This is a genomic window from Segetibacter sp. (genome assembly GCF_025963695.1).
In the GTDB taxonomy this organism is placed as follows: domain Bacteria; phylum Bacteroidota; class Bacteroidia; order Chitinophagales; family Chitinophagaceae; genus Segetibacter.
In genome coordinates, this window is sequence record NZ_JAOQAH010000021.1 from 15,535 (window position 1) to 37,061 (window position 21,527).

A 21,527-nucleotide genomic window follows, 5' to 3' on the forward strand; every position below is an offset into this window, starting at 1 on the left:
TGTTTCTTTTTGAATAAAGAAAGAAAAGCAAAACATGTTCAAAAGATGGCTGCTTCTAAAACACTTTATCCCTGCTATCTTCCCAACGTGGGAAAAGCGCTAACAGCCATTCGCCAATTTCTTGCAAACATTTCTTTAACTGCGAAGGCCCATTACAATTACGCTTTAATTTGAAGTGAATTACTCGCAACCATGAATAAATCCTTCATACCTTTTTCTATACTGTTAGCATTTATTTTGGTTGGGGAAATATGTAATGCACAAGCTATAACGGGGGTGTGGAGGGGGAAGATCGATAACCAAAGAGTAGAATTAAAGATCATTCAGAAAGGCGATAGCCTAACAGGCACTTCATATTATCGCAGTCTTATAGGCAGTGTTAGGCGGCACAGTATTAAGGGGTATTTTGATCAAAATAGCAATTCCGTCATATGGTGGGATGATGAATTGATAACAGGTAAAAGCGCAGATAATCCCGGTCAAAGTATCCTTTCGGTTGCCGACTTTAATTGTCCCGGCGGAAGCAAAATGTTTTTGGATGGCAAATCGTCCAGGAAAGAAAACCCGCGTAATCCTACGGGCAATGTCAGCCTTACCAAAGTCAATAATCCGTCTTTTCACGATGAGTGGGACGCGGTACTTGAAACCTGGAGTGAAGGGGGAAACGATCCATATATCATAGACAGTGTTAGCCGCATTGCTGGTGCAAAAAAAGGAGCTCCTGCCAACCCTGTTGTAGTTCCAACCGTAGTTAGGCCACCAGTGACAAATACACCTCCTGTGGTTAAGGCAATACCGCCGCCGGTAATACGAAAGAAAGCAGAACCTGCAAAGCCAGCTACAGTCAACGAACTATTCACCACCCGCAAAAAAACATTCGTTAAAGAAATTCCCATTGAAGGAGACTCAATCGAACTGCAATTTTACGACAATGCAGAAGTTGATGGCGACTCTATTACACTCTACCTCAACAATAAAATGATCTTTACCCATGTACGGCTTACCGCCAGCCCTTTCGTGGTAACGCTGCCGGTCATCGAGCTTTCTAACTCAAATGAGTTAGTAATGGTCGCAGAGAATTTAGGGTCTATTCCCCCCAACACAGCTTTTATGATTGCTATGGTTGGCGGCAAGCGCTACGAGGCCTATTTAGAAAGTACAGAAGGCAGCAGCAGTTTAATAAGGTTTAGTAAAAAGAACTGAGGAATGCTGAAGCCGCCGTCAGCTGCCACCTTCGCTTGTTCAAGTTTCTCTTTTTTAATGCTAACTCAAATCAAACAGGAGGTGGTTCAGCTCTGAAGCCGTAGAGAATATACTAGTAGGAATAATTCCACTAACGAACGTTTGTTTATTTGTTGCGCGTATAATTTTAAACACATTTAGGCAATACTTTCTGCCAGATAGGCGTTATTTATAACAAAAGGGGCACGAAAATCGGAAAAGAAGGTACATATATTAACGGCATGTGCTTTGTCAATGGTAGACAAATCCTGAAAATTGAATTTGGATTAAAATAATGATGCTGCCATTTTTTTTAAATAAAAATGTGGTTTATGAAGAAGGGTATTTTGATGTTGGTAGTTTTTTTAATTAGTGGTGCTGCAACTTTATACGGCAAAAAAATAAGGCAAATAGTTTTTGAAAAGCCAGAGAGTAAAACGGTTCGATTTGTAGTGTTTGCAGGTACTGATTATTCTGCTCCGATCTATAAGAAAGAAAAAGCGGAGGTTGCCCTTACTATTTCCCGGCTTGTGGATGGCAAGGAAGAGGTAGTTTGGGAGGAAGTGTTAGATAAAGGAAGTGTGAGGAATTTTCCTAAATATTCTAATCCGATGTACAGAGAGGTTTGTGTACACAATGTATTTGATAGTAGAGAAACTTTAGTTGCATACTACAAAGTTTCTTATGACTCAAAAAAATCAAAGATGTCTTATGTGCAAGGGATGGCTTTAACTTCTGGTTCTCAGTTAGATTCCTTACAAATTAAAATTTAATTATTGTTGTTAGGTGATTACAAGGGGGGTGTTTGAAGGCCCCCCTTGTTGTTGTACAGGCTATCATTGTGCTGCTAGCGGATGTGATGTCTTAAAAATAGACTTTCATAAACCGCTTTCTTATCAAATTTGATGGTGACATTTTTCGTATTCTCCTGCAGCGGCAAAGCTTCCGGGTGCAATAATACTCACGCTGCTCATCTGAATTCTCCAGATTTTAAAGCGTGCAAAACACTGCGTCTCGCCTTGCAATTTCCTTCACTTATATTTACATGCAAACAATATAAAGATGCTTTCAAACAATGACATACTGAAAAAACTTAGAATAGCACTTGCTCTGCGTGATGAAGATATGATACACATTTTGTCGTTAGCCCAATTTAAAATGACGAAAGGTGCACTAAACGATCTGTTCAGGCACGAAGACCATCCCAGCTACGTGGTCGCAGGCGACCAGGTACTAAGAAACTTCCTGGATGGATTGATTATTTATAAACGGGGACCGAAAGATCAAATAAAGGCTGCCGGGAAAAACCCTTGATAAATAAAGAAGCTGATCATCCGCAACAATCACAACTTCTACGTCTGCCTGTAAATGTAACCGAATAAAAGCGGGTGAAAATACAAATCTATCTGTTTTTTCACCGGCTTTATAAATGATACCAATAGCATTTGTAGCGTCAATTCATTACGTGGAGTGGGATTGAAGTTGTTCAAACCGGCATCATTTATTTCTTCCAAATGCCAGTGAATTCTACCGTATTAGCTTTCGCATCCAACTGTAAATCATTGTACTCCCCCAAAGGCTCTTGCTATACCGGTTAGGGAAATGTAATTAGCATGATGAACTTGTATAACTGTTATTTCGCTACCCTTTACAATGATTGGCTGCTGTTTTCTACATAGCTATAATTTTAGTTATACCAGTTTAAAAAAAGCCTGGTTACTCTTTCGCCAAAAGCTCCACAATGTTTTACCGACGAACGAAATGCGACGCAACGATGATGCCTTGAAATACAAACGCTCGTACCAAAAAGCTAGAACTTCACCACTTCCTGGTATACCTTTTTAGGTTTCAGATGACGGTCGAATAACAGCGGGTAATCCTTTCGGTTTCGCACGGGGAAGTTGTCGAGCCAACTGTTGCGGTCAGAAATGTTCCAAAAGGTAACACCATTGATCACATTCCTATATTTCCTAAATACGTCAAAACTCATTTTATACACTTCGAGTTGTTGCTGCTCTTTTTGCGGGGAAAAAGTGGTGTCTGCATCGGCGCTTTTTCTTTGGCGTGCATCATGTTCTTTGGGATAAACAGAGATATCAAGTTCGGTGATCTGCACTTTCAATCCCAAATCTGCAAATCTTTTAATGGTGCTATCTAATTGCCCTCGTGACGGCTCGTTAACTGCCCAATGGCCTTGAAGGCCGATACCATGAACAGGTACCCCGGCATCTTTTAAACCTTTCACCAATCGGTAAATTTTCTCTCTTTTTACAGGGCTTATTTCATTGTAATCGTTGTAGAACAGCATTGCATTTGGGTCAGCTTCATGAGCAAATTGAAACGATTTTGCAATGTACTCCTCGCCAATGATCTTCAGCCAATCAGAATTGCGCAAGTATTCATCCGGCTTGTCGGATATTGCTTCGTTTACCACATCCCATGCATACAGCTTTCCTTTGTAGCGATTAACAACGGTGGTAATATGATCTTTCAACCGTTGTAACAAAACTTCTTTCGACACTGTTTTGCCTTCCTTGTCGGTAAACATCCAGCTTGGCGCCTGGCTGTGCCAACACAGATTATGACCTCTAACTTTCAATCCGTGATTTTGAGCAAAGCTTACTATTGAGTCTGCATCACGCCAATAATAATTGTCCTCCTGCGGATGTATTGGCCCCATCTTCATTGCATTCTCGGCCGTAAGGCTATTGAACTCGCGCAATATTAACTGGGCTTCATCTCCCGCAAGGTTTCGCGGACCGACTGCCACACCTATCGGAAAAAAATTGTTATAGTAGTCTTTTAATCCTTTACTTCCGCCTGCTGTTGTTATAGCCCTTTGGGAGCTGCACGAGGCAGCAAGGACGCTAACAATGACTGCTGCACTTAAAATTCTGTTTTTCAAAATGAATTATTTATTGTTACTGTTTTATTGTTACTGGGCTCTCCCGCAGCTTAAATTACTTTCCTTTTTTATTGTTTGTTTTTACGTACTCCGCCACGTCAATCATTGGTGCATTCCAGATATCCTTTTGGTTTTGTTTTAAAAATTGCAAAAGCTGCCGATGCGCCTGCAACGAAACATTTAAACTATGACCTCCACCAACGCCGTGAAAAAGGAAAACAAGGAGCGTATTGGTTTCCATGGCCTTTTTAACCAATGCAATTAATTGATCACCCGTTTCCCCGTTTATGACATAACATGCTATATTATATACATCGATTTGGTTAATGGCCGGCATTTTTGAAACTGTTCCTCTTGCTGCGACAAAATCATTTTTTAAAAGATCAACATAAGAGGAATCGCGCACTTTAGTATCTCCGCATGGATAGGCAAAAGTTCTTTTCGTTTTACCATCAATTGCTTTTAGCAAGGTATTGGTCATTCGTATTTCGTCGATAATTCTTCTGAAAGTATAAGTTTTCAGATCATAATCTGCCGTCACAAACCCTCTTCCGGGCCCGCTGGCGCACGGGTGATAAAGCGTGTGGTTGCCGAGTTCGTGCCCGTTTTTTGCGATCGCCCTCCATTCATCCATCCTTTTTGTCAAGGCCGCCGAATAGCCGGATATATAAAAAGAACCTTTAAGGCCGAATGAATCTAAAGCAGGAATAGCATTATCCAGATCAACATCTATGGCGTCGTCGTAGGTTAAGGAAACTGCGCATTTCTTGTTGTTCCATAACCTTTGTTGGCCAAAAGTGATAGAGACAGTTAATGAAAGGAGCATAATTAGAAAGCTTTTTTGCATTGTTCTGTTCTTTCTTATACTTACATCAATCGGCAATTATACCGGATGAATGAAACTACCGGCCATTGCCCGGCGCTAATGGAAAACTCAGGTCCTTGTAATATTCTAATGTATGATCCGGTTTTTCATATGAAGAAGGGATCGGCATTTTTGAGAAGGTTTGAAAGTATAGCAGGCACGAATTTCTCCACCATACAGCTTCTTTTTCCTGCACCGCCAACAACATCTTAACCTGGTTAAATCGTTGTTTGTCCACTTGTTTTTCTATGCTATTCCATTGTTTCTGCATTAATCGAACTGAAACAACTCCCACATTATATCTGTAGCATATTTCGTTCCATAGGGTTCTTCCCGATTTCATTCTGTGATCCCACGCAACGTGATGAAACCATAGAAGGTATTCTTCGGGACATGTGTTTATGTTTTCGTACAATTTCTTTAGTTCCGGCGCATATTGAGACAAATAATTGGTGCCTTTTTCTGTGCGGTCAAAGCCAATACCAATAGAATCCGCTTTATGAAAATAAACAGGGTTCCAATCAGCCCGGGAGGCTTTGTCGAACCAAGGCGCCGGACCGTAATGGTGCCCATAACCCATAATGTGATGAAGGCCTAGCGGCGTCATATAATTTACCATTGCTTCACGTGAACTCAACATTATTTTTTCAACTGTATCCACCAGTTGCCTGCTGTTTCCAAATGTTTGCCTGATCCATTCGTTTGCAATTTGAGCAGAAGATATTTCGTGGTCCCAGGCAAGGCGGCCTAATGTATACCAGTTCGACTGGCCGAAAGGATGGCCGGTCCAATTAATGTCGTTTCCAATATTAGATACTCCGGCCATTCCTGATAAAGCGTGCCCGCCAAGTGATCCATCCAATACTTTCGCAACTGTTGACCCCTTTCCTTTTTCATATGTATCTGCATTTAAAACTTCTTTAAACAAAGGAGCCATATAAACGAGGTGGGTAGAAAAACCAAGATACTCCTGCGTAAGTTGGTACTCCATGAAAAGGGGAGTTTTAGGCATTGCGCCAAATAGGGGCGAAAAAGGCTCTCTAGGCTGAAAATCAAGCGGACCATTTTTTACCTGGATGGCTACGTTTTTATTAAATTTTCCATCCAATGGTTTAAACTCAGTATAAGCTTGTTTTAGGCGGTCTTCAGGGCTTTCATTATTATATACAAAGGAGCGCCACATCACTATTCCACCGTGAGGTGCAAGTGCTTCAGCAAACATATTTGCCCCGTCTGCATGACTTCTTTTATAATCTTGCGGACCGGGTTGTCCTTCCGAATTTGCTTTGATAAGAAACCCTCCAAAGTCTGGAATGTAAGTATATATCTCATCTATCTTATTTTTCCACCATTGCTTTACGTCGGCGTTCAGCGGGTCTGCAGTCTTGAGTTTTCCAATTTCTATCGGAGCACTAAATCGTCCCGTCAGGTATATCTTTATTCCGTACGGGCGAAAAACATCCGCCAAAGCTGCTACCTTTTCAAGGTATTCTTTCGTTAGGATTAGTGCATTGGCGTTTACGTTTGTTATGACTGCGCCGTTTATTCCTATCGAAGCATTTGCCCGTGCATAATCAATGTATCTCTGGTCAATATAACCGGGCAAAGTGTGCCAGTTCCAGATAGAAAAGCCGGCATAGCCTCTTTCAACAAAGCGATTGAGATTGTCCCAATGATTTAATAACCGGTATTTAATTTTGGGGGCCGATGTAATGGAAAGGTTTTGAATGTTTTGTTGCGTTTGCAAGAGGCGCAAAAAGTGAAACACGCCATGCAGTACGCCCACATCGGTATTTGCTGCAATTGCAATGATATTTTTTTGATCTTGTTTTGAAGTTACTATAACGAACCCTTCATCGCCTGCTTTTGTAAGTTGCTGACTTAGCGAAAGAGCAGCAATGACAGCGTTACTTTTGGCGGTACCGATAACCAGTTGATTGAACGCTGTGTTGTTTTGAAGTGAGACCTTTTTTCCTAGCAATCCTTCTAACCCCATCTGCAATTCATCCTTTGCTGCATTTAGAGAAGGTGAAGTTCCAGGAAAATGGATGGACGTGATAGCGCTACGATAGTTAGCAAGTAATTTGGCGCTGCTAACCAACTCATAGCGCAGCCAAAGGCGGTAACCGTCATCGGCACTAACCGCTAAAACCGAAAAGAAAAATAGACACAGACACAAAATTTTTTTCATAAATACATTGCGCTTGTAGCACTTATTTAAATAAATTTTTAACTATAAACTTGCTTCAAAAAGAGTTCCTCACGAGGGCATTAACTGATTAACATGCCTGTATGCGCTTTGCTTCTTCAGATTGTGCCGCTAAAGTATTGCCTTTTATTTTGATTACTGCAATCGGTTGCATTAGCGATCAAATTCTTCCTACTTTACAATCTTATTAGTGTTAAGTATGGATATGAGAAATACAATTTGGTTATGTATAGTATTGCCAGCCTTTTTTTCAATAGTCAATAATTCCGCTTTTTGTACCGTCAAACTTCCGGCCTTGGTTGGGGATAGCATGATATTACAAAGAGATAGCAAAGTGAACATATGGGGCTGGGCAGACAAAAACGAAACGGTAACAGTAAGCTTCGCCGGTAAAAAATATAAAACAAAAACAGGGGAAGATGGTAAGTGGAAGATCGTGCTAGCACCTGTGAAAGCAGGCGGTCCGTACACCATGAAGATCGACGGTACAAATCATATAATCTTAAGCAACATTTTGATAGGAGATGTTTGGTTTTGTTCGGGCCAGTCGAACATGGTGCACCAGATGATACTGCATCGGGAACGTTACGCCGATGAAATTACAAAAGCGAATTATTCAGCAATCAGGCATTTTTGGATCCCTACCTTAACTGATCTACAGGGTCCTCGTGATAATTTACCAACAGGTTTCTGGAAATCGGCTAATCCAAACGATGTACTCCAATTTTCTGCTGTTGCTTACTTCTTTGCAAAAGCTGTTTACGAAAAATATCATGTACCGATTGGGCTGATTAATGCAAGTGTTGGGGGTACTCCTATAGAGGCATGGACGAGTGAAGAGGGCTTTAAAGACTTTCCCTCAATTATTTCAACAATAGCAAAAAATAAGGATACAGCTTATGTCAATGGCGTGAATAGGATTGCTTTTGCAGCAAATGCAAAGCGGCCGCAGCCCCGGCAGGATAAAGGATTGTTAGCAGGCAAGCAATGGTACGACCCAAACTATATTTCAATAGGCTGGCATAACATCAATATCCCTGGTTATTGGGAAGACCAGGGTATAAAAGACCTGGATGGAGCGGTTTGGTATAGACGCGAAATTGATGTACCTGTATCCATGACAGGTAAACCGGCAAAAGTTGCCCTCGGTAGAATTGTTGATGCTGACTTTTTGTATGTAAATGGTAAGCTTGCCGGTAACACCACTTACATGTATCCTCAAAGAAGGTATATGTTAGCTGCCGGCATGCTTAAAGCAGGAAAAAATGTCTTCGTCATTCGAGTCCTTAACAATACAGGTAAAGGCGGTTTTGTACCTGATAAACCTTATTATCTCGCTGCGGGTAACGATACACTCGATTTGAAAGGAACCTGGCAATATAAAGTGGGGGAGGTCTATAGCCGCCAAGCCGCATTAGCGGGAAGCAGTGGAATTTCTGCACAAAACCAACCTGCCGCTTTATACAATGCAATGGCGGCGCCGGTAACCAACTACACGATCAAAGGTATTCTTTGGTACCAGGGAGAAACCAACGTAAATAATGCTTCTCAATATAAAAAGCTGCTTCCCGCACTCATTACCGACTGGCGAAACAAATGGAAACAGCCAGATCTTCCCTTCTTATATGTGCAGCTACCAAATTTTCAAGACGTGCAGTATCAACCCGCAGAAAGCGAATGGGCTGTCTTGAGAGAAGCTCAACTCCAGGCATTATCTATTCCAAATACCGGAATGGCGGTAGCAATAGATCTGGGTGAATGGAACGACATTCATCCCGACAGGAAAAAAGAAGTAGGCGAGCGTTTAGCACTGGCGGCACTAAAAGTTGCTTACAAAGAAAAAGACGTTGTATACTCCGGCCCCATTTACCGATCGTCTGAAATAGAAGGCGATAAAATAATACTTACATTCAATAATATTGGAAGTGGGTTGATGACAAATGATGGCGAGGAACTGAACAGGTTTGAAATGGCAGGTGCCGACAAAAAATTTGTTTGGGCCACAGGAAAGATTGAAGGCGATAAAGTAGTCGTCCGGTGCGATAGTATCTCAAACCCTGTGTATGTTCGTTATGGGTGGGCCGACAATCCTGACGGTGCAAATTTGTACAATAAGGATGGATTACCTGCATCACCTTTTAGAACCGACAATTAGCAACTTTTTTTTTGGGGTAGCCGGCAGAAGTACTGCTATTAAGCTTTGCTTGCGTCGCACCCTTCAACATTCTTTTACATATTGAAAATAAACAAATGAAAATTCTTACTTGCCTCATTGCATTTTTTATAGTTGCTTTGGCTTCTGCCCAAACCCAACGTACGCCCGCCGACAGTATCAGAAGAGATAGTATGATGCGTGCTACGCAAAAGAGCACCGGGCAGGATTATCAAAATATGCTTGACCAGTTGCGTATAACCTCTACACGACCTGGTCCTTCAGGTAATCCCCAGGCACCTAATGCTGCTAATAGTGATGAATCAAAAGCAACTCCTTATACCACGCTTCCTGAACCCCTGGTATTAAAAAACGGCAAAAAGGTGACGTCAGCAAAAATGTGGTGGTCACAACGCAGACCGGAAATAGCAGAGGATTTTGACCGCGAAGTATATGGCCGCATACCGGCAAATACGCCTAAAGTAAATTGGGAAGTAACGAGAACAGCCGATACAACTATTGGAAGTATAAAAGCGATCACCAAATACTTAGTAGGTCATGTAGATAATTCAGCTTATCCAAAAATTAAGGTAGACATACAGCTCACCTTAACTACACCCGCAAATGCCAAAGGTCCTGTTCCGGTAATTACCGAATTTGGTTTTGTATTTCCTCCCGGCTTTAGAATGCCTCCCCCGCCAGCAGGAACTGCGGTGGTTAAAAATTGGCAGGAACAACTTCTTGAAAAAGGCTGGGGCTGTGCCGTAATTGTTCCAACCAGTTTCCAGGCAGATAATGGTGCAGGACTAACCCAGGGTATTATTGGATTGGTTAATAAAGGTCAACCACGTAAACCCGACGACTGGGGAACTTTAAAAGCATGGGCATGGGGCGCAAGCCGCGCTATTGATTATTACGAGACGGATAAAGCGGTTGATACAAAAAAGTTAGGCATTGAGGGGCTTTCAAGATATGGAAAGGCTGCCATTGTTGCCATGGCTTACGAACCTCGTTTTGCCATTGCATTTGTAGGATCGTCGGGGGCAGGGGGTATAAAAATTCTGAGAAGGGTTTTTGGCGAGCAAGTGGAGAATCTTGCCTCATCAGGAGAATATCATTGGTTTGCCGGAAACTTTATAAAATATACAGGCCCGTTAACTCCAATCGATTTACCCGTTGATGCACACGAACTGGTGGCAATGTGTGCTCCCCGGCCAGTGTTTATAAGTGTTGGTTCTCCTACAGTAGAGGGTCAGTGGGTAGATGCTAAAGGAATGTTTCTGGCGGGCGTTCATGCTGGCCCCGTGTATAAGCTTTTAGGTAAAAAGGATCTCGGCACAACAGAATTTCCACCGATCGAAACTGCTTTGGTCGATGGCGAAGTAGCATTTCGCCAACATAGCGGCGGTCATACAACCGGGCCAAACTGGGAGACTTTTATCAAATACGCGGGCAAATATTTGAAATAAGCTTTTGACAGGAAACCGGACTTACATCACAACGCATTCTCATTATTACCCCCGCTTCCGGTTGCTAAAGGCGGAAGGACCAAGACCCTAAAAGGTGTCTAAAGTGTACTTAAGAGGTAACAAGCATTTCCGCCGACCCTTCCTGTACTTTTTCCGAAGTGGCTTTGCTGCGTATAATTTTACCTCCAACTACCAGTAATACAAAAGCGCTTAGAGCGCAGCCAGACATAACACCAGCCATAGGCATTGCAGTACCATTGTTTAAATAGCTAACAAGAGCTGAGGTGCCGGCACCTATTCCCATTTGCACACTTCCAAGTAGGGCTGAGGCACTACCGGCATTTTTACTAAAGGGCGCAAGTGATAGGGCAGAGGTGTTCGGAAATGTAAAACCCTGGCAGCTTAGAAAAAGAAAACATAAAATAATTGTGCTATACAAACCCAAAAATCCAGAGATCGTACCCGTTAATAGCAGCATTCCAATAATTGACTGGCAGAGCAACGCGACAACCACAATTTGCTCACTTTTGTATTTTCTCAGCATGAGTGTATTCAGCTGGCTCGAAGTAATGAGTCCAATTGCAACGAGCGCAAAGATCCACCCATATTGTTTTTCCGACACTTTATAAATTTCCATAAAAACGGAAGGGGAGCCAGCTATATAAGCATATAAGCCTGCTGACGCAATTGACCCGGCAAGAGCATAAGTATAAAATTGTGGCTCTTTTGCAACACTTAAAAAACCTTTGATAATTGGTTTTGGCTTTAGCGAAAAGTTTGGATCGGGCTTCCTGCTTTCGGGTAAATATAAATGAACTGCTAAAAGTACCAGACCTGCCATCATCGCTAGCACAGCAAATAAATAGTGCCAGCCAAATGACGAGGTTAGGTAACCGCCGAGGGTAGGAGCGATGATTGGCGAAACACCAATAACAAGCATTAACAGGGAGAAAACTTTGGCATTTTCACTCACCGGAAAAAGGTCTCTCACCATCGCTCTTGATGCAACCATTCCCGAACAGCTTCCAAGCGCCTGTATTAATCGTAACCATATTAATTGATCGGCTGAAGTTGCTAAAGCACAACCTATAGATGCTACCAGGTACACTGACAGCCCAATGTATAAAGGTTTTTTACGACCATATCTATCTAACAGGGGACCGTACAACATTTGGCCAAACGAAATCCCTATAAAAAAACTCGAAAGTGAGAGCGAGATTTTAGCAACAGTAGTATGCAGATCTGCTGCAATAGAAGGAAACGCAGGCAAATACATATCAATTGAAAAAGGGCCGATCGCCGATAAAAGGCCTAGTATTATAATGAGCTTAAACTTTTGAGTTCCCTTCATGCAAAAGAAAGGTTTTAAAATTGTGCCAAAAGGGGCGACTTTTGAGTTTTGACTTTTGAGTTTCTTGAAAGCCTAAACTCAAAATTTTAATCCCAGAACGCGAAACTCTACACTTTCTAATCAAACAAGTCGGAAGACAAATACCGGTCGCCACGGTCGCAAATGATGCAAACTATGACGCCTGAAGTAAGTTCTTTAGAAAGTTCTATGGCTGCATGTACTGCCCCGCCACTGCTCATTCCGGCAAAAATACCTTCTTCGCGGGCAAGTCGTTTCGTCATAATGCGGGCATCTTTTTCATCAACTTCAATAATCCGGTCTATTCTCTCTTTTTTAAAAATCTTCGGCAGGTAAGCCTCCTGCCATTTGCGGATGCCTGGAATATGAGAGCCTTCACTTGGTTGACATCCCACAATTTGAATATTGTTATTCTGTTCTTTTAAATATGCTGATACACCCATAATGGTTCCCGTAGTGCCCATTGCAGAAACAAAATGAGTTACTTTACCATCGGTGTCGCGAAATATTTCCGGTCCTGTGGTTCTATAATGCATCGCATGATTGTCAGGGTTTCCAAACTGGTTCAGCATTACATACCCACCTTTTTCAACCTGTGCTGTTGCATAATCTATAGCCCCTTCCATTGATTGTGCTTTTGGCGTTAAGATAACTTTCGCTCCAAAAGCCTGCATGGTCAGTACCCGCTCGCGTGTTGCATCTTCAGGCATAACGATTTCGATCTCTACTTCAAAAAGGCTTGCAATCATTGCAAGCGCTATACCTGTGTTGCCACTTGTTGCTTCTATTAGTTTAATGCCTGGCTTAATCTCTCCGCGGTCAATAGCTCCTTTGATCATTCCATAAGCCGCCCTGTCTTTTACGCTGCCTCCAGGATTGTTTCCTTCGAGTTTCGCATAAACGGTTACCGCCTTATTTGTAACAACTTTTTGTAATTCAACCATCGGTGTATTACCAACGAGATCAAGTATTCCAGCCATTTTAATAAAATTTATTGATGCGGCTGCAAAGGTCTAGTATGAATACCAGATAAAGAAAATTTTAAAGGATTATGTGATTTTCGTGACGAAGGAAACCGGAGGTAAGTCACCGGGTTATTAAGTAAATAAGTTAAGCGACGGCTTATTACTCGAATTTGCTATTTCCATTAAGTTCTTGCTGTTGTTAATTTTGAGAAGGAGTGTAAGCGTTTTGGTATCAGCAATAGTATTTCAATGAAGCAATTGTTGCGTCGCACCCTTTTACAGTATTGCGTAAAATCAGCCTTAAAACATTCTCCGCGTACAGCTATTAATTAAAATTTATTAAAAATTTCATTTTAGCTTAAGAAAGATGGCTTTGATTTTCTCAAATCATTGAATAGAGTTATTGTCCTTAAAACTTTTCTTTTATTAAAACGCAGCTGAGCCTTGCCTTTTGTTGACACACCGTTTATGCCTGACACTCCTTGCATCGTCCATTTATAATTACGCATGTTTCTCTTGTACCATTTGTCTTTCCCGATTTTTGCCGGAAAAATATAAACCCTACCACTTTTTAATAAATGGTAGCTATGGGGGTTGTCTGTTACGTTGCTTGCCCAATCTTCTACTTTTATTAACGAATCGGAGGTAGCCGGATCTATTATATAACAGATTAATTTACCTTCTTCCGTTACCGGGATGGCTGCTGCTACATGATATTTCCACATGTTTTTGAGATAGCCGATCTTTTTAAAAACGTAACCGCTAAAAACCCAGCCCTTGTAATTAGGAATATTCCATTCATCCAGCAGGATGCAAATTGCATTTGCCCTGTCTTCGCAATCATTATTTGCATCGCTCCATCTGAAAAGGGAGCAATTTTTAAAAAATGCGAAAAGAAGCGCTGCCTGTTCTTTTGAAATGCCTGAACCTTTTTCTATTTCATCTGATAAGGACCCGGCGAAGATGGTTTTTATTATCAAGCGTTTAGCGTTTGTTGGCTAAGATACTTAAGCACATTGCATTTTGTTTACCAAGATAAATTAGCAGGGCAAATGCGCGTTCTTGCTCCTGTAAAATTTGCGGCTGAGGAGTGTGACACAACGAAGAAGCACAATGTACCGATGGTGGCAACAAAAAGAAAAATACAATCTTGCGAAGTTTGATGACAATTGGTGCAACATGGCCGGCGCCCAAATCTGTTTTCCATACATTTGGCTATGAAAAAGGCTTTGCTTGATAGCTTTCTTTGGCGCGGAATTTATTTTATCACAACACTTTTCCTAAATGTCGCCATCGCCAGGATTTATGAAGCTCCAAAAAGCGGCTGGATTTATTTTATCTCAAATAATTTTTACCTGGTTGTATTGATAGGAGGGCTGAGCCTTGATTCGAGCATGAGTTATTTTAGTGCCAGTAACAGAATTGCCGCCAATAAACTTGCTTTAATTTCTGTCATCTGGCCTTTTATCGTAGCGCTTTTAAGTATAGCCTGTACTATCTTTTTAATCAGGGGTAATTTTATCACTTCGGACTATTTGTTTTTATTCGTTGCAGGCGCTGCTTATACATTCGGGATATCGCTTAATAATTTTTTTACATCGCTGTTCTATGCCAGGCAGAACTATGCCGTACCTAATATCCTGATGAGTATTATAAATGCAATGGTTATTATTTTGATACCTTTTTTTACCAAAGGTTATATGGGTTTAGACAGGGGGCAGTTTCTATATATTTATTTTCTGCAATTCATACTACAGGGTATAGGACTGGCTATTTTATATCTCGTTCTTTATTCTCCTGTAAGGCAATTACAATTTCCCTCTCTGCCCGAGTATAAAACGCTTTTTAGATTTGCAATAGTAGCCTTGTTTGCCAATATTGCTTATTACCTCATCAACCGTGTGGATTATCTTTTTGTTGAAGCCTGGTGTTCATCAAAGTCGTTAGGTAACTACGTGCAAGTGTCTAAGATGGGGCAGTTGTTTTTAATTATTCCGTCTATTATTGCAAGCGCCGTTTATCCACAGGCAGCAAAAGGGGAAAACGCAAATATGGGAAAATACATTTTGCGAATTATTACGCTCTTTGTGCCATTATATCTATTAATCATTATTGTTTCGTATTTCTTTAGTAGCCCGGTTTTTATATGGTTGTTTGGTAAAACATTCGATGAAATGTACGTTCCGTTTCTTGTGCTGCTGCCGGGTATTCTTTTCTTGTCGATGCACACCGTTATAGCTGCTTTTTTTGGGGCGAAAAACAAACCTTCTTATAATGTAATAAGTACCGGGGCTGGCCTGGTGGTTGTGTTGATTGGAGATTTATTTCTAATAAAAAAAATGGGCATTACCGGTGCAGCCCTGGTAAGTTCGCTTGGTTATACAACCGCTTTTATAGTTTCAATGATACTGTTTATGCAAAAAACAGCAATTGGATGGCGGGATATTTTTACCACCGAAGTTTTTAAATTAAAAACCTATACTTCCCTTATCGCTAATCGTTCTTTAAATTCAAAGTAATGCATATTGTGGTTTTTCCGGGATGGTATCCGAGCAAAATAGATAAATTGAGTGGCGATTTTATTCAAAGACACATGCATGCCATTGCTCAGAATTGTAGAGTATCTGTGGTGTTTCCGGTAAAAGATCACTCAATAATTAAGAGGGATGTTGTGACCATTAAAAATGGGAATCTCACGGAACTATATTATTATTATCCGTCATTAAGTTCTATAAAATGGCTTGATAATCTGCTGTCTTTTCTGTGTTACAACTATTACTGTTTACAAACTGCACGGTCGTTACACCGCGATGAAAAAATAAGTATTGCCCAATTGTATGTTTTGCAAAAGAATCATTTGATTGGCTTCCTGCTGAAGATGCTTTATAAAGTTCCTTATGTAGTTTCTGAGCAGTCTACATTGTACGTGGATGGCAGGTTTGAAAAAATGAGTGCAGTTAAAAAGAAGATTTTTAAGTGGGTATTTAGAAAAAGTGATTCTTTTCACGCGGTTTCAAATTACCTGTCTAATTCACTAAAAAGTAAACTTGCTATAGATAAAGAAGGTGTTGTGATACCCAACATTGTTGATTCTGATCTTTTTTACTACAATCATGAGTTAACTAACGAAACGGTAACTTTTGTACATGTATCGAATATGACGCATCAAAAAAATGTGGAAGGGATGTTACAGGCATTTGCAGATGTGAAGAAGGTAACAACAAATTTTATTCTAAATCTTGTTGGGCCTTTGCCGTCTTCTATCGGTTCTTTGGTAAATCAGCTAGACTTATCGCGGAATACGGTTATCTGGAATGAACGGAATTATAAGGAGGTTGCAGCAATAATGCAACAAAGCGATGTGTTTGTGTTTTTTACCCGTCATGAGACTTTTGGTTGTGTAATAATAGAAGCCAACGCTTGCGGATTACCAGTAATTGTAACTGATCTGGAAGTAACGAGGGAATTAATTGAAGACAATTTTAATGGTGTATTTGTAGAAAGTGAAAATGTAAAAGACCTTTCAGATAAGATTTTATTAATGATTGGTAATCATCAAACATTTGATCCTATAGCAGTTTCGATACAAACGCGTAACAAATTTAATTATCAGCGAATCGGTCGCGAATTTCTCAACTGGTTTAACCTCGTCAAAGAAAAATCTTTATAATACTGCGTACTTTAAATAGGTTGATTTTTTTGTTTTTAATAGCCTTCCTTATCACTATTAAACTTTTTTACCCTGCTTACGCAAAAATGAATTTAATTTGCTCTCCAATATCCTTGTTAAAACTTCAATCCACCCCAATACAAGTGAATACTAAAGATATTTCCCCCCTACATATTTTATTTGCGGATGATGATTCCGACGAATCATATTTGTTTAATGAGGCCCTCGAACATTCGCATTTAAACGTTGTATTATCACAGGCCAACAACGGCAATAGTCTTTTGTCGTTTCTTAAAACGAACCCCTTACCAGACCTTGTAATTATTGATATTAATATGCCCCATAAAGATGGGCTTGAGGCGCTGGCTGAAATAAGAAGTTATCCCGAATTCTTATCACTCCCGCTTGTTATTTATTCGACCACTACAAATTCAAAAATTATTGAAGCCAGCTTTCAGAAAGGCGCTAATTTGTTTGTAGTTAAACCTAATAATTTTGATGGAATGGTGCAGGTGGTAAAGAAAATCGGTGCAATTAATTGGAAAAACAATGGAAAGCCTTCAATTGAAAACTTTGTGGTGACAGAAGATTAGCAAACACCAACCGCTATTTGTTTGGCATAATTGTTTTTGTATTTCTAATATAACAATTAAAATTACTATTATGCCACTCTCCAACGACAACCAGGATTATGGACAAAGCGATGAAAAAAACAAACAGAATAATACGCTTCGGAAAGCTGATGAAGATAAATTGACGACTGATGATTTGAAGGGAAAAAAAGTAGACCGCGACCCCGGAAGTGAAGAGGAGGAACCTAGTGAACAGGAGAAGTAATAAAAATGCATAAAAAACGCAGGCCGTACAGCCTGCGTTTTTTATGCATTTTTATGAAGAAATTTATAACTAAAGAGAAGAACTTAGACCCCAAACTGCCTAAAATGGTGATCGAGATGTTTGTACATTCCGGCGCTCCATTCCACAGGGCTAAGCTTTCCAAAAAATGAGTGGGGGTACAATGTTACTTTTTCAGGACCTCCTTTAGAAAACTTATCTATTAATTCCAGCAGTTTTGCTTTTTCTTTTTCGAAATTTCGCTGATCAATAACAAGAAAACTTTTATCGGTTGGTGTATTTTTTCCGAAAGGTTTTTCATTAGTAAAACGCGACCTCAAGAAGGGCCCAATTATTCGACCAATAAACATTCTTGGTGGATGCTTTTCACCTACGGCAACTTCCATCGCTGCACTGCAATGCGCAAGCATCTGGGCCACTTCCATTTTACCCCATAATCTCGCTGAGTTAGGTTGTAGTTTTTGCATGCGTTGTTTTATCTCTTCAAGTGCTTCAGGTTGAAATAAATTTTTCATATAAGTAGGTTAGTATTAATCACAATAAGTTGATACTAAGATAAATATTAAATGAAGAAGATGAGAATAACTTTCGACCCTGTTACAAAAATGACACCCCCAAACTGGCATTTCAAGCTTTTTAACTTCCGAGCTAACAAACTCAATTTATCACGAGCGTGAGAGCTGGTATAATTTTGGCCAATAACAACTCGTACAATCATTAAATCTTGTAATCATGAAAAAAATATTTGTTGCATTATTCGTACTTTCTTTTTCTTTGGCAAATGCGCAGGAAGAAGACAAAAGCGTACGAAAAGAAATAGCAAAAGATGCTAAAGCGACAGGTCGTTTTATAAAGAAAAGTGCTAAAGCGACAGGACGGGCAGTTTCAAAAGGGGCTAACGCAGCTGGGGGAAAAGCTGCTGAAGTTGCGTCTAAAGGCCAGTCAGAAATTGTTGATAAAACCTACGAAGGAAAAGCAGGGCCTGGTGGTGAAACCGTTTATATAACCAATGAGTCGAAGTATTACTGGGTAGATAAAAAGGGCCACCGGCATTATGTAGAAGAGAGCAAGCTACGAGACAAACAACCTCAAGAATAACAAACACTTTTTAAAAGGCCGCTTCGACTGAAGCGGCTTTTTAATGGAAGAATATTTTTGTGTCGAAATTTTAAAGCTGCAATGCGTATTAATTGTACTACGGCTGCAATCAGTATCTATCAAATTCATTCGGCCAACCTTCATCTAAAAGACCTTTTATTTTTTCCTCAACTGCCTTCTCCTGTGCTTGCATGAAACCAACTAGTTTTTCTGATACAGCTTCATCGCTCATAGCGATCATTTTCGCAGCTAAAATTCCTGCATTCTTTGATGCGTTTAATGCAACAGTTGCCACTGGCACCCCGTTTGGCATTTGCAAGATTGATAAAATTGAATCCCAACCGTCAATACTATTTGAAGATTTTACAGGAACCCCGATAACTGGAAGGGGGGTGATGGCCGCTACCATTCCCGGCAAATGAGCAGCGCCTCCCGCTCCTGCAATGATCACTTTCAATCCTCGTTCTTTTGCTGTCCTTGCGTACTCAACCATCCGCAATGGCGTTCTATGTGCAGATACTACGGTTAGCTCAAAAGCGATTTCGAAATCTTTTAAAACATCCGCAGCAGCTTTCATTACTGAAAGATCACTGTCGCTACCCATGATTATTCCGACCAACGGTGTTGTAGAAAATGCATTTTGATCCTTCTGACCTGCCATTATAACTAATTTAAATATTTATAGAATTCATAAAGTGCGTAAATATAATTATAGTAAAAGAATTAAGATAAGACGGAGCAGATGAGGAGCTTAAATTGGCAATATGATTTCAAACGAGGAATATTCGCCTTCCTTTGTTTCAACATTCAATTCTCCTCCATGAGCTTTTATTATGTCGTAACTCAACGACAGTCCCAATCCTGTTCCTTGGCCTGCTGGCTTCGTTGTAAAAAATGGTTGAAATATTTTGTTAACAACTTTAGAAGAAATGCCAAAACCGTTGTCTCTAACAATAATTGCAACTGTTTCGCCCTCGCCTGTTGCCGGCGACTTATTCAACCTGGTAGTTAGTGTGACTGTGGGCTGAAAGCTTCCATTCAGCTGTCTCTTTTTTTCGTTCACAGCATAAAAGGCATTATTAAATAAGTTTAGCAAAACGCTGCCAATATCTTGTGGCACAACTTCAATTTTTCCTATGCTTTCATCAAAGTCGGTTTCTATAACTGCAGTAAATGTTTTATCCTTTAATGAAACACCATAATGTGTTATTTTCAAATATTCACTTGCTAACGCATTAATTCTTATCAGCTCTTTTTTGCCTGCACTTGTCTGTGTATGCCGAAGCATTCCCTTTACGATACCTTCAGCACGTTTGCCATGATGCGTTATTTTTCTGAGATTATCTTTAAGGTCTGTGGCAATTGTTATGGCTTCTTCCTTATGATCCTTTTTTAATGCTTCTTCCATTTCATCAAGCAATTCTGTGCTTACTTCAGAAAAATTATTTACAAAGTTCAGCGGGTTCTGTATTTCATGTGCAATGCCTGCGGTTAGTTGGCCCAGTGATGCCATTTTTTCTGCTTGTACTAATTGTGCTTGCGTTAATTTAAGATGAGAAATAGTCTTTTCCAGTTCCTCTTTTTGTTTAGATAATTCGGCTGTTCTTTGTTGCACACCTTTCTCTAATAATTCATTCTGCTCCGTTAACATCCGCTGCTGTTCGTCGTGCAGCACATGCAAATCTTTGTGGTATTGAAGTTTCTTACGCTGGCTTATTACAAAAGATATAATGAAACTTGCGAACAATATCACCATACCGGAGATGCCGATTATAACCCTGTACTCAAGATCAATTGCTATCAGGTACATAAAAAGCTTTAGCTATTAAAATACAAAAAATGATATAAGCAACATTATGAATATTCCACATTTTAACTGACAGAGCAGGATTTTCAGTAATCATCGGCACGTAAAACAGAAAGAGGAAAAAATTAATTACCACAAAAATACCCAGTGCTGTCACTACCCAAAAGTCCGCTTCATCCGAGATGCGTCCCTCTTTCTGATTTAATTGCCATAGATAATACTGCATACAGCAAATAAGTAAAAGATAGGCCTCTACAGCTAATAAGCTTCCACTTAAATGGTGAGGATTAAAAAAGTCTTCATAAATAAAAAAGTTCGCGATTATGAAAACAGCAAAAATCAAAAGAACCACTTTTCTAAATCCAGTTGCCGTCGGTTTACGGAGAGTTATAAAAAAGTAACTAAAGCAGCCAAATCTTACAACCGAATGAATATTATATAACGGATTATTACTTTGGGCCCACGCTGGCAGGTACATCTTAAAATCACCTATAATATCAGCCAACACATTCATTACAAGAGCTAGCCATAAATATGCAATGACAGGCTTTAGATAGATGGGTTGCTTTTTTCTATATATATATAATATAGATAATGGTATTAATAACGCCCAAACCTCGGACCAGCTTAATAATAATTTAAAAAGCCCCGCGAGGTTCAAATGCTTCATAAGTCAGTAGTAAAGTTTTCTCAAATTATAGTTGTGAAATTACATCTGCAAGTATCTCAAGAATTTTATGCCTATTTGTTGTATCAATATCAACGCAAATAAAAAAAAAAGCACAATTAAATGGAACCGTCAACCTGCTGCCTCTATAACCAGCACCAAGAACGAAAATAGTGTTCTGACAACCGTCAAGGACAAAGGTTTTGGAATGCCTGCCAAGGTGACGAATGAATTTTCACCCTTACTTTACACCAACCGCTAGCCTGCGGCCTGGT

At 40.1% G+C, this 21,527-nt stretch carries 20 protein-coding genes; 10 read left to right on the forward strand and 10 right to left on the reverse strand.

Annotated features, from left to right (window positions below; all coding sequences use genetic code 11):
* Window positions 1-192 precede the first annotated feature (192 nt).
* The 3 genes from JWR87_RS02345 (at window position 193) to JWR87_RS02355 (ending at window position 2,535) form a co-directional block, all read left to right on the forward strand.
* Window positions 193-1,203, forward strand: coding sequence for a hypothetical protein (locus tag JWR87_RS02345; protein WP_297815080.1), 1,011 nt, complete (start codon window positions 193-195; stop codon window positions 1,201-1,203).
* A gap of 350 nt (window positions 1,204-1,553) precedes the next feature.
* A complete protein-coding gene (locus tag JWR87_RS02350) occupies window positions 1,554-1,994 on the forward strand; it encodes a hypothetical protein (RefSeq protein WP_297815083.1) in 441 nt (146 codons plus the stop codon).
* Window positions 1,995-2,283: 289 nt separating this feature from the next.
* Window positions 2,284-2,535, forward strand: coding sequence for a DUF1456 family protein (locus tag JWR87_RS02355; RefSeq protein WP_297815086.1), 252 nt, complete (start codon window positions 2,284-2,286; stop codon window positions 2,533-2,535).
* A gap of 496 nt (window positions 2,536-3,031) precedes the next feature.
* Here JWR87_RS02355 and JWR87_RS02360 read toward each other — a convergent pair whose 3' ends face one another.
* Genes JWR87_RS02360 through JWR87_RS02370 form a run of 3 tightly spaced genes read right to left on the reverse strand, consistent with a single transcriptional unit; the run spans window position 3,032 to window position 7,182 of the window.
* Complete coding sequence (locus JWR87_RS02360; RefSeq protein WP_297815089.1) at window positions 3,032-4,126, reverse strand: endo-1,4-beta-xylanase; 1,095 nt, start codon at window positions 4,124-4,126, stop codon at window positions 3,032-3,034.
* A gap of 55 nt (window positions 4,127-4,181) precedes the next feature.
* A complete protein-coding gene (locus tag JWR87_RS02365) occupies window positions 4,182-4,973 on the reverse strand; it encodes a polysaccharide deacetylase family protein (protein ID WP_297815092.1) in 792 nt (263 codons plus the stop codon).
* A gap of 55 nt (window positions 4,974-5,028) precedes the next feature.
* Entirely contained in the window at window positions 5,029-7,182 is a 2,154-nt protein-coding gene (locus JWR87_RS02370) for an alpha-glucuronidase family glycosyl hydrolase (protein ID WP_297815096.1), read from the reverse strand.
* A gap of 223 nt (window positions 7,183-7,405) precedes the next feature.
* Here JWR87_RS02370 and JWR87_RS02375 point away from each other — a divergent pair, with 223 nt between their 5' ends.
* Window positions 7,406-9,355: a sialate O-acetylesterase gene (locus JWR87_RS02375; RefSeq protein ID WP_297815098.1), complete on the forward strand. Its 1,950-nt coding sequence runs from the start codon at window positions 7,406-7,408 to the stop codon at window positions 9,353-9,355.
* A gap of 95 nt (window positions 9,356-9,450) precedes the next feature.
* Entirely contained in the window at window positions 9,451-10,821 is a 1,371-nt protein-coding gene (locus JWR87_RS02380; RefSeq protein WP_297815101.1) for a hypothetical protein, read from the forward strand.
* Between the two features lie 109 nt (window positions 10,822-10,930).
* Here the strand turns inward: JWR87_RS02380 and JWR87_RS02385 are convergent, their stop codons facing one another.
* The 3 genes from JWR87_RS02385 to JWR87_RS02395 all read right to left on the reverse strand — a co-directional run bounded on the left by JWR87_RS02385 (window position 10,931) and on the right by JWR87_RS02395 (window position 14,135).
* A complete protein-coding gene (locus JWR87_RS02385; protein ID WP_297815104.1) occupies window positions 10,931-12,172 on the reverse strand; it encodes a multidrug effflux MFS transporter in 1,242 nt (413 codons plus the stop codon).
* Between the two features lie 116 nt (window positions 12,173-12,288).
* Window positions 12,289-13,170: a cysteine synthase CysM gene (cysM, locus tag JWR87_RS02390; RefSeq protein WP_297815106.1), complete on the reverse strand. Its 882-nt coding sequence runs from the start codon at window positions 13,168-13,170 to the stop codon at window positions 12,289-12,291.
* A gap of 338 nt (window positions 13,171-13,508) precedes the next feature.
* A complete protein-coding gene (locus tag JWR87_RS02395) occupies window positions 13,509-14,135 on the reverse strand; it encodes a protein-glutamine glutaminase family protein (protein WP_297815109.1) in 627 nt (208 codons plus the stop codon).
* A 237-nt stretch (window positions 14,136-14,372) separates the two neighbouring features.
* Here JWR87_RS02395 and JWR87_RS02400 point away from each other — a divergent pair, with 237 nt between their 5' ends.
* The 4 genes from JWR87_RS02400 to JWR87_RS02415 all read left to right on the forward strand — a co-directional run bounded on the left by JWR87_RS02400 (window position 14,373) and on the right by JWR87_RS02415 (window position 17,662).
* Entirely contained in the window at window positions 14,373-15,674 is a 1,302-nt protein-coding gene (locus JWR87_RS02400; RefSeq protein ID WP_297815112.1) for a polysaccharide biosynthesis C-terminal domain-containing protein, read from the forward strand.
* Complete coding sequence (locus JWR87_RS02405; protein WP_297815114.1) at window positions 15,674-16,825, forward strand: glycosyltransferase family 4 protein; 1,152 nt, start codon at window positions 15,674-15,676, stop codon at window positions 16,823-16,825. The genes JWR87_RS02400 and JWR87_RS02405 overlap by 1 nt, the downstream gene beginning before the upstream one ends.
* A gap of 143 nt (window positions 16,826-16,968) precedes the next feature.
* Window positions 16,969-17,418 (forward strand): response regulator, encoded by a 450-nt coding sequence (locus JWR87_RS02410; RefSeq protein ID WP_297815116.1) that lies wholly within the window; start codon window positions 16,969-16,971, stop codon window positions 17,416-17,418.
* A 70-nt stretch (window positions 17,419-17,488) separates the two neighbouring features.
* The gene (locus JWR87_RS02415; protein WP_297815118.1) at window positions 17,489-17,662 is read left to right on the forward strand and encodes a hypothetical protein; all 174 of its coding nucleotides are present in this window, start codon (window positions 17,489-17,491) and stop codon (window positions 17,660-17,662) included.
* Between the two features lie 83 nt (window positions 17,663-17,745).
* Here JWR87_RS02415 and JWR87_RS02420 read toward each other — a convergent pair whose 3' ends face one another.
* Complete coding sequence (locus JWR87_RS02420; protein ID WP_297815121.1) at window positions 17,746-18,195, reverse strand: DUF1569 domain-containing protein; 450 nt, start codon at window positions 18,193-18,195, stop codon at window positions 17,746-17,748.
* Between the two features lie 217 nt (window positions 18,196-18,412).
* Between JWR87_RS02420 and JWR87_RS02425 the strand changes: the two genes are divergently transcribed.
* Complete coding sequence (locus JWR87_RS02425) at window positions 18,413-18,778, forward strand: hypothetical protein (protein WP_297815123.1); 366 nt, start codon at window positions 18,413-18,415, stop codon at window positions 18,776-18,778.
* Between the two features lie 109 nt (window positions 18,779-18,887).
* Here the strand turns inward: JWR87_RS02425 and purE are convergent, their stop codons facing one another.
* The 3 genes from purE to JWR87_RS02440 form a co-directional block, all read right to left on the reverse strand.
* A complete protein-coding gene (gene purE / locus JWR87_RS02430) occupies window positions 18,888-19,439 on the reverse strand; it encodes a 5-(carboxyamino)imidazole ribonucleotide mutase (RefSeq protein WP_297815125.1) in 552 nt (183 codons plus the stop codon).
* 90 nt (window positions 19,440-19,529) lie between these two features.
* Window positions 19,530-20,588, reverse strand: a complete 1,059-nt coding sequence (locus JWR87_RS02435) for an ATP-binding protein (RefSeq protein ID WP_297815128.1) — start codon at window positions 20,586-20,588, stop codon at window positions 19,530-19,532.
* The gene (locus JWR87_RS02440; RefSeq protein WP_297815130.1) at window positions 20,569-21,255 is read right to left on the reverse strand and encodes a hypothetical protein; all 687 of its coding nucleotides are present in this window, start codon (window positions 21,253-21,255) and stop codon (window positions 20,569-20,571) included. The genes JWR87_RS02435 and JWR87_RS02440 overlap by 20 nt, the downstream gene beginning before the upstream one ends.
* Between the last annotated feature and the right edge of the window lie 272 nt (window positions 21,256-21,527).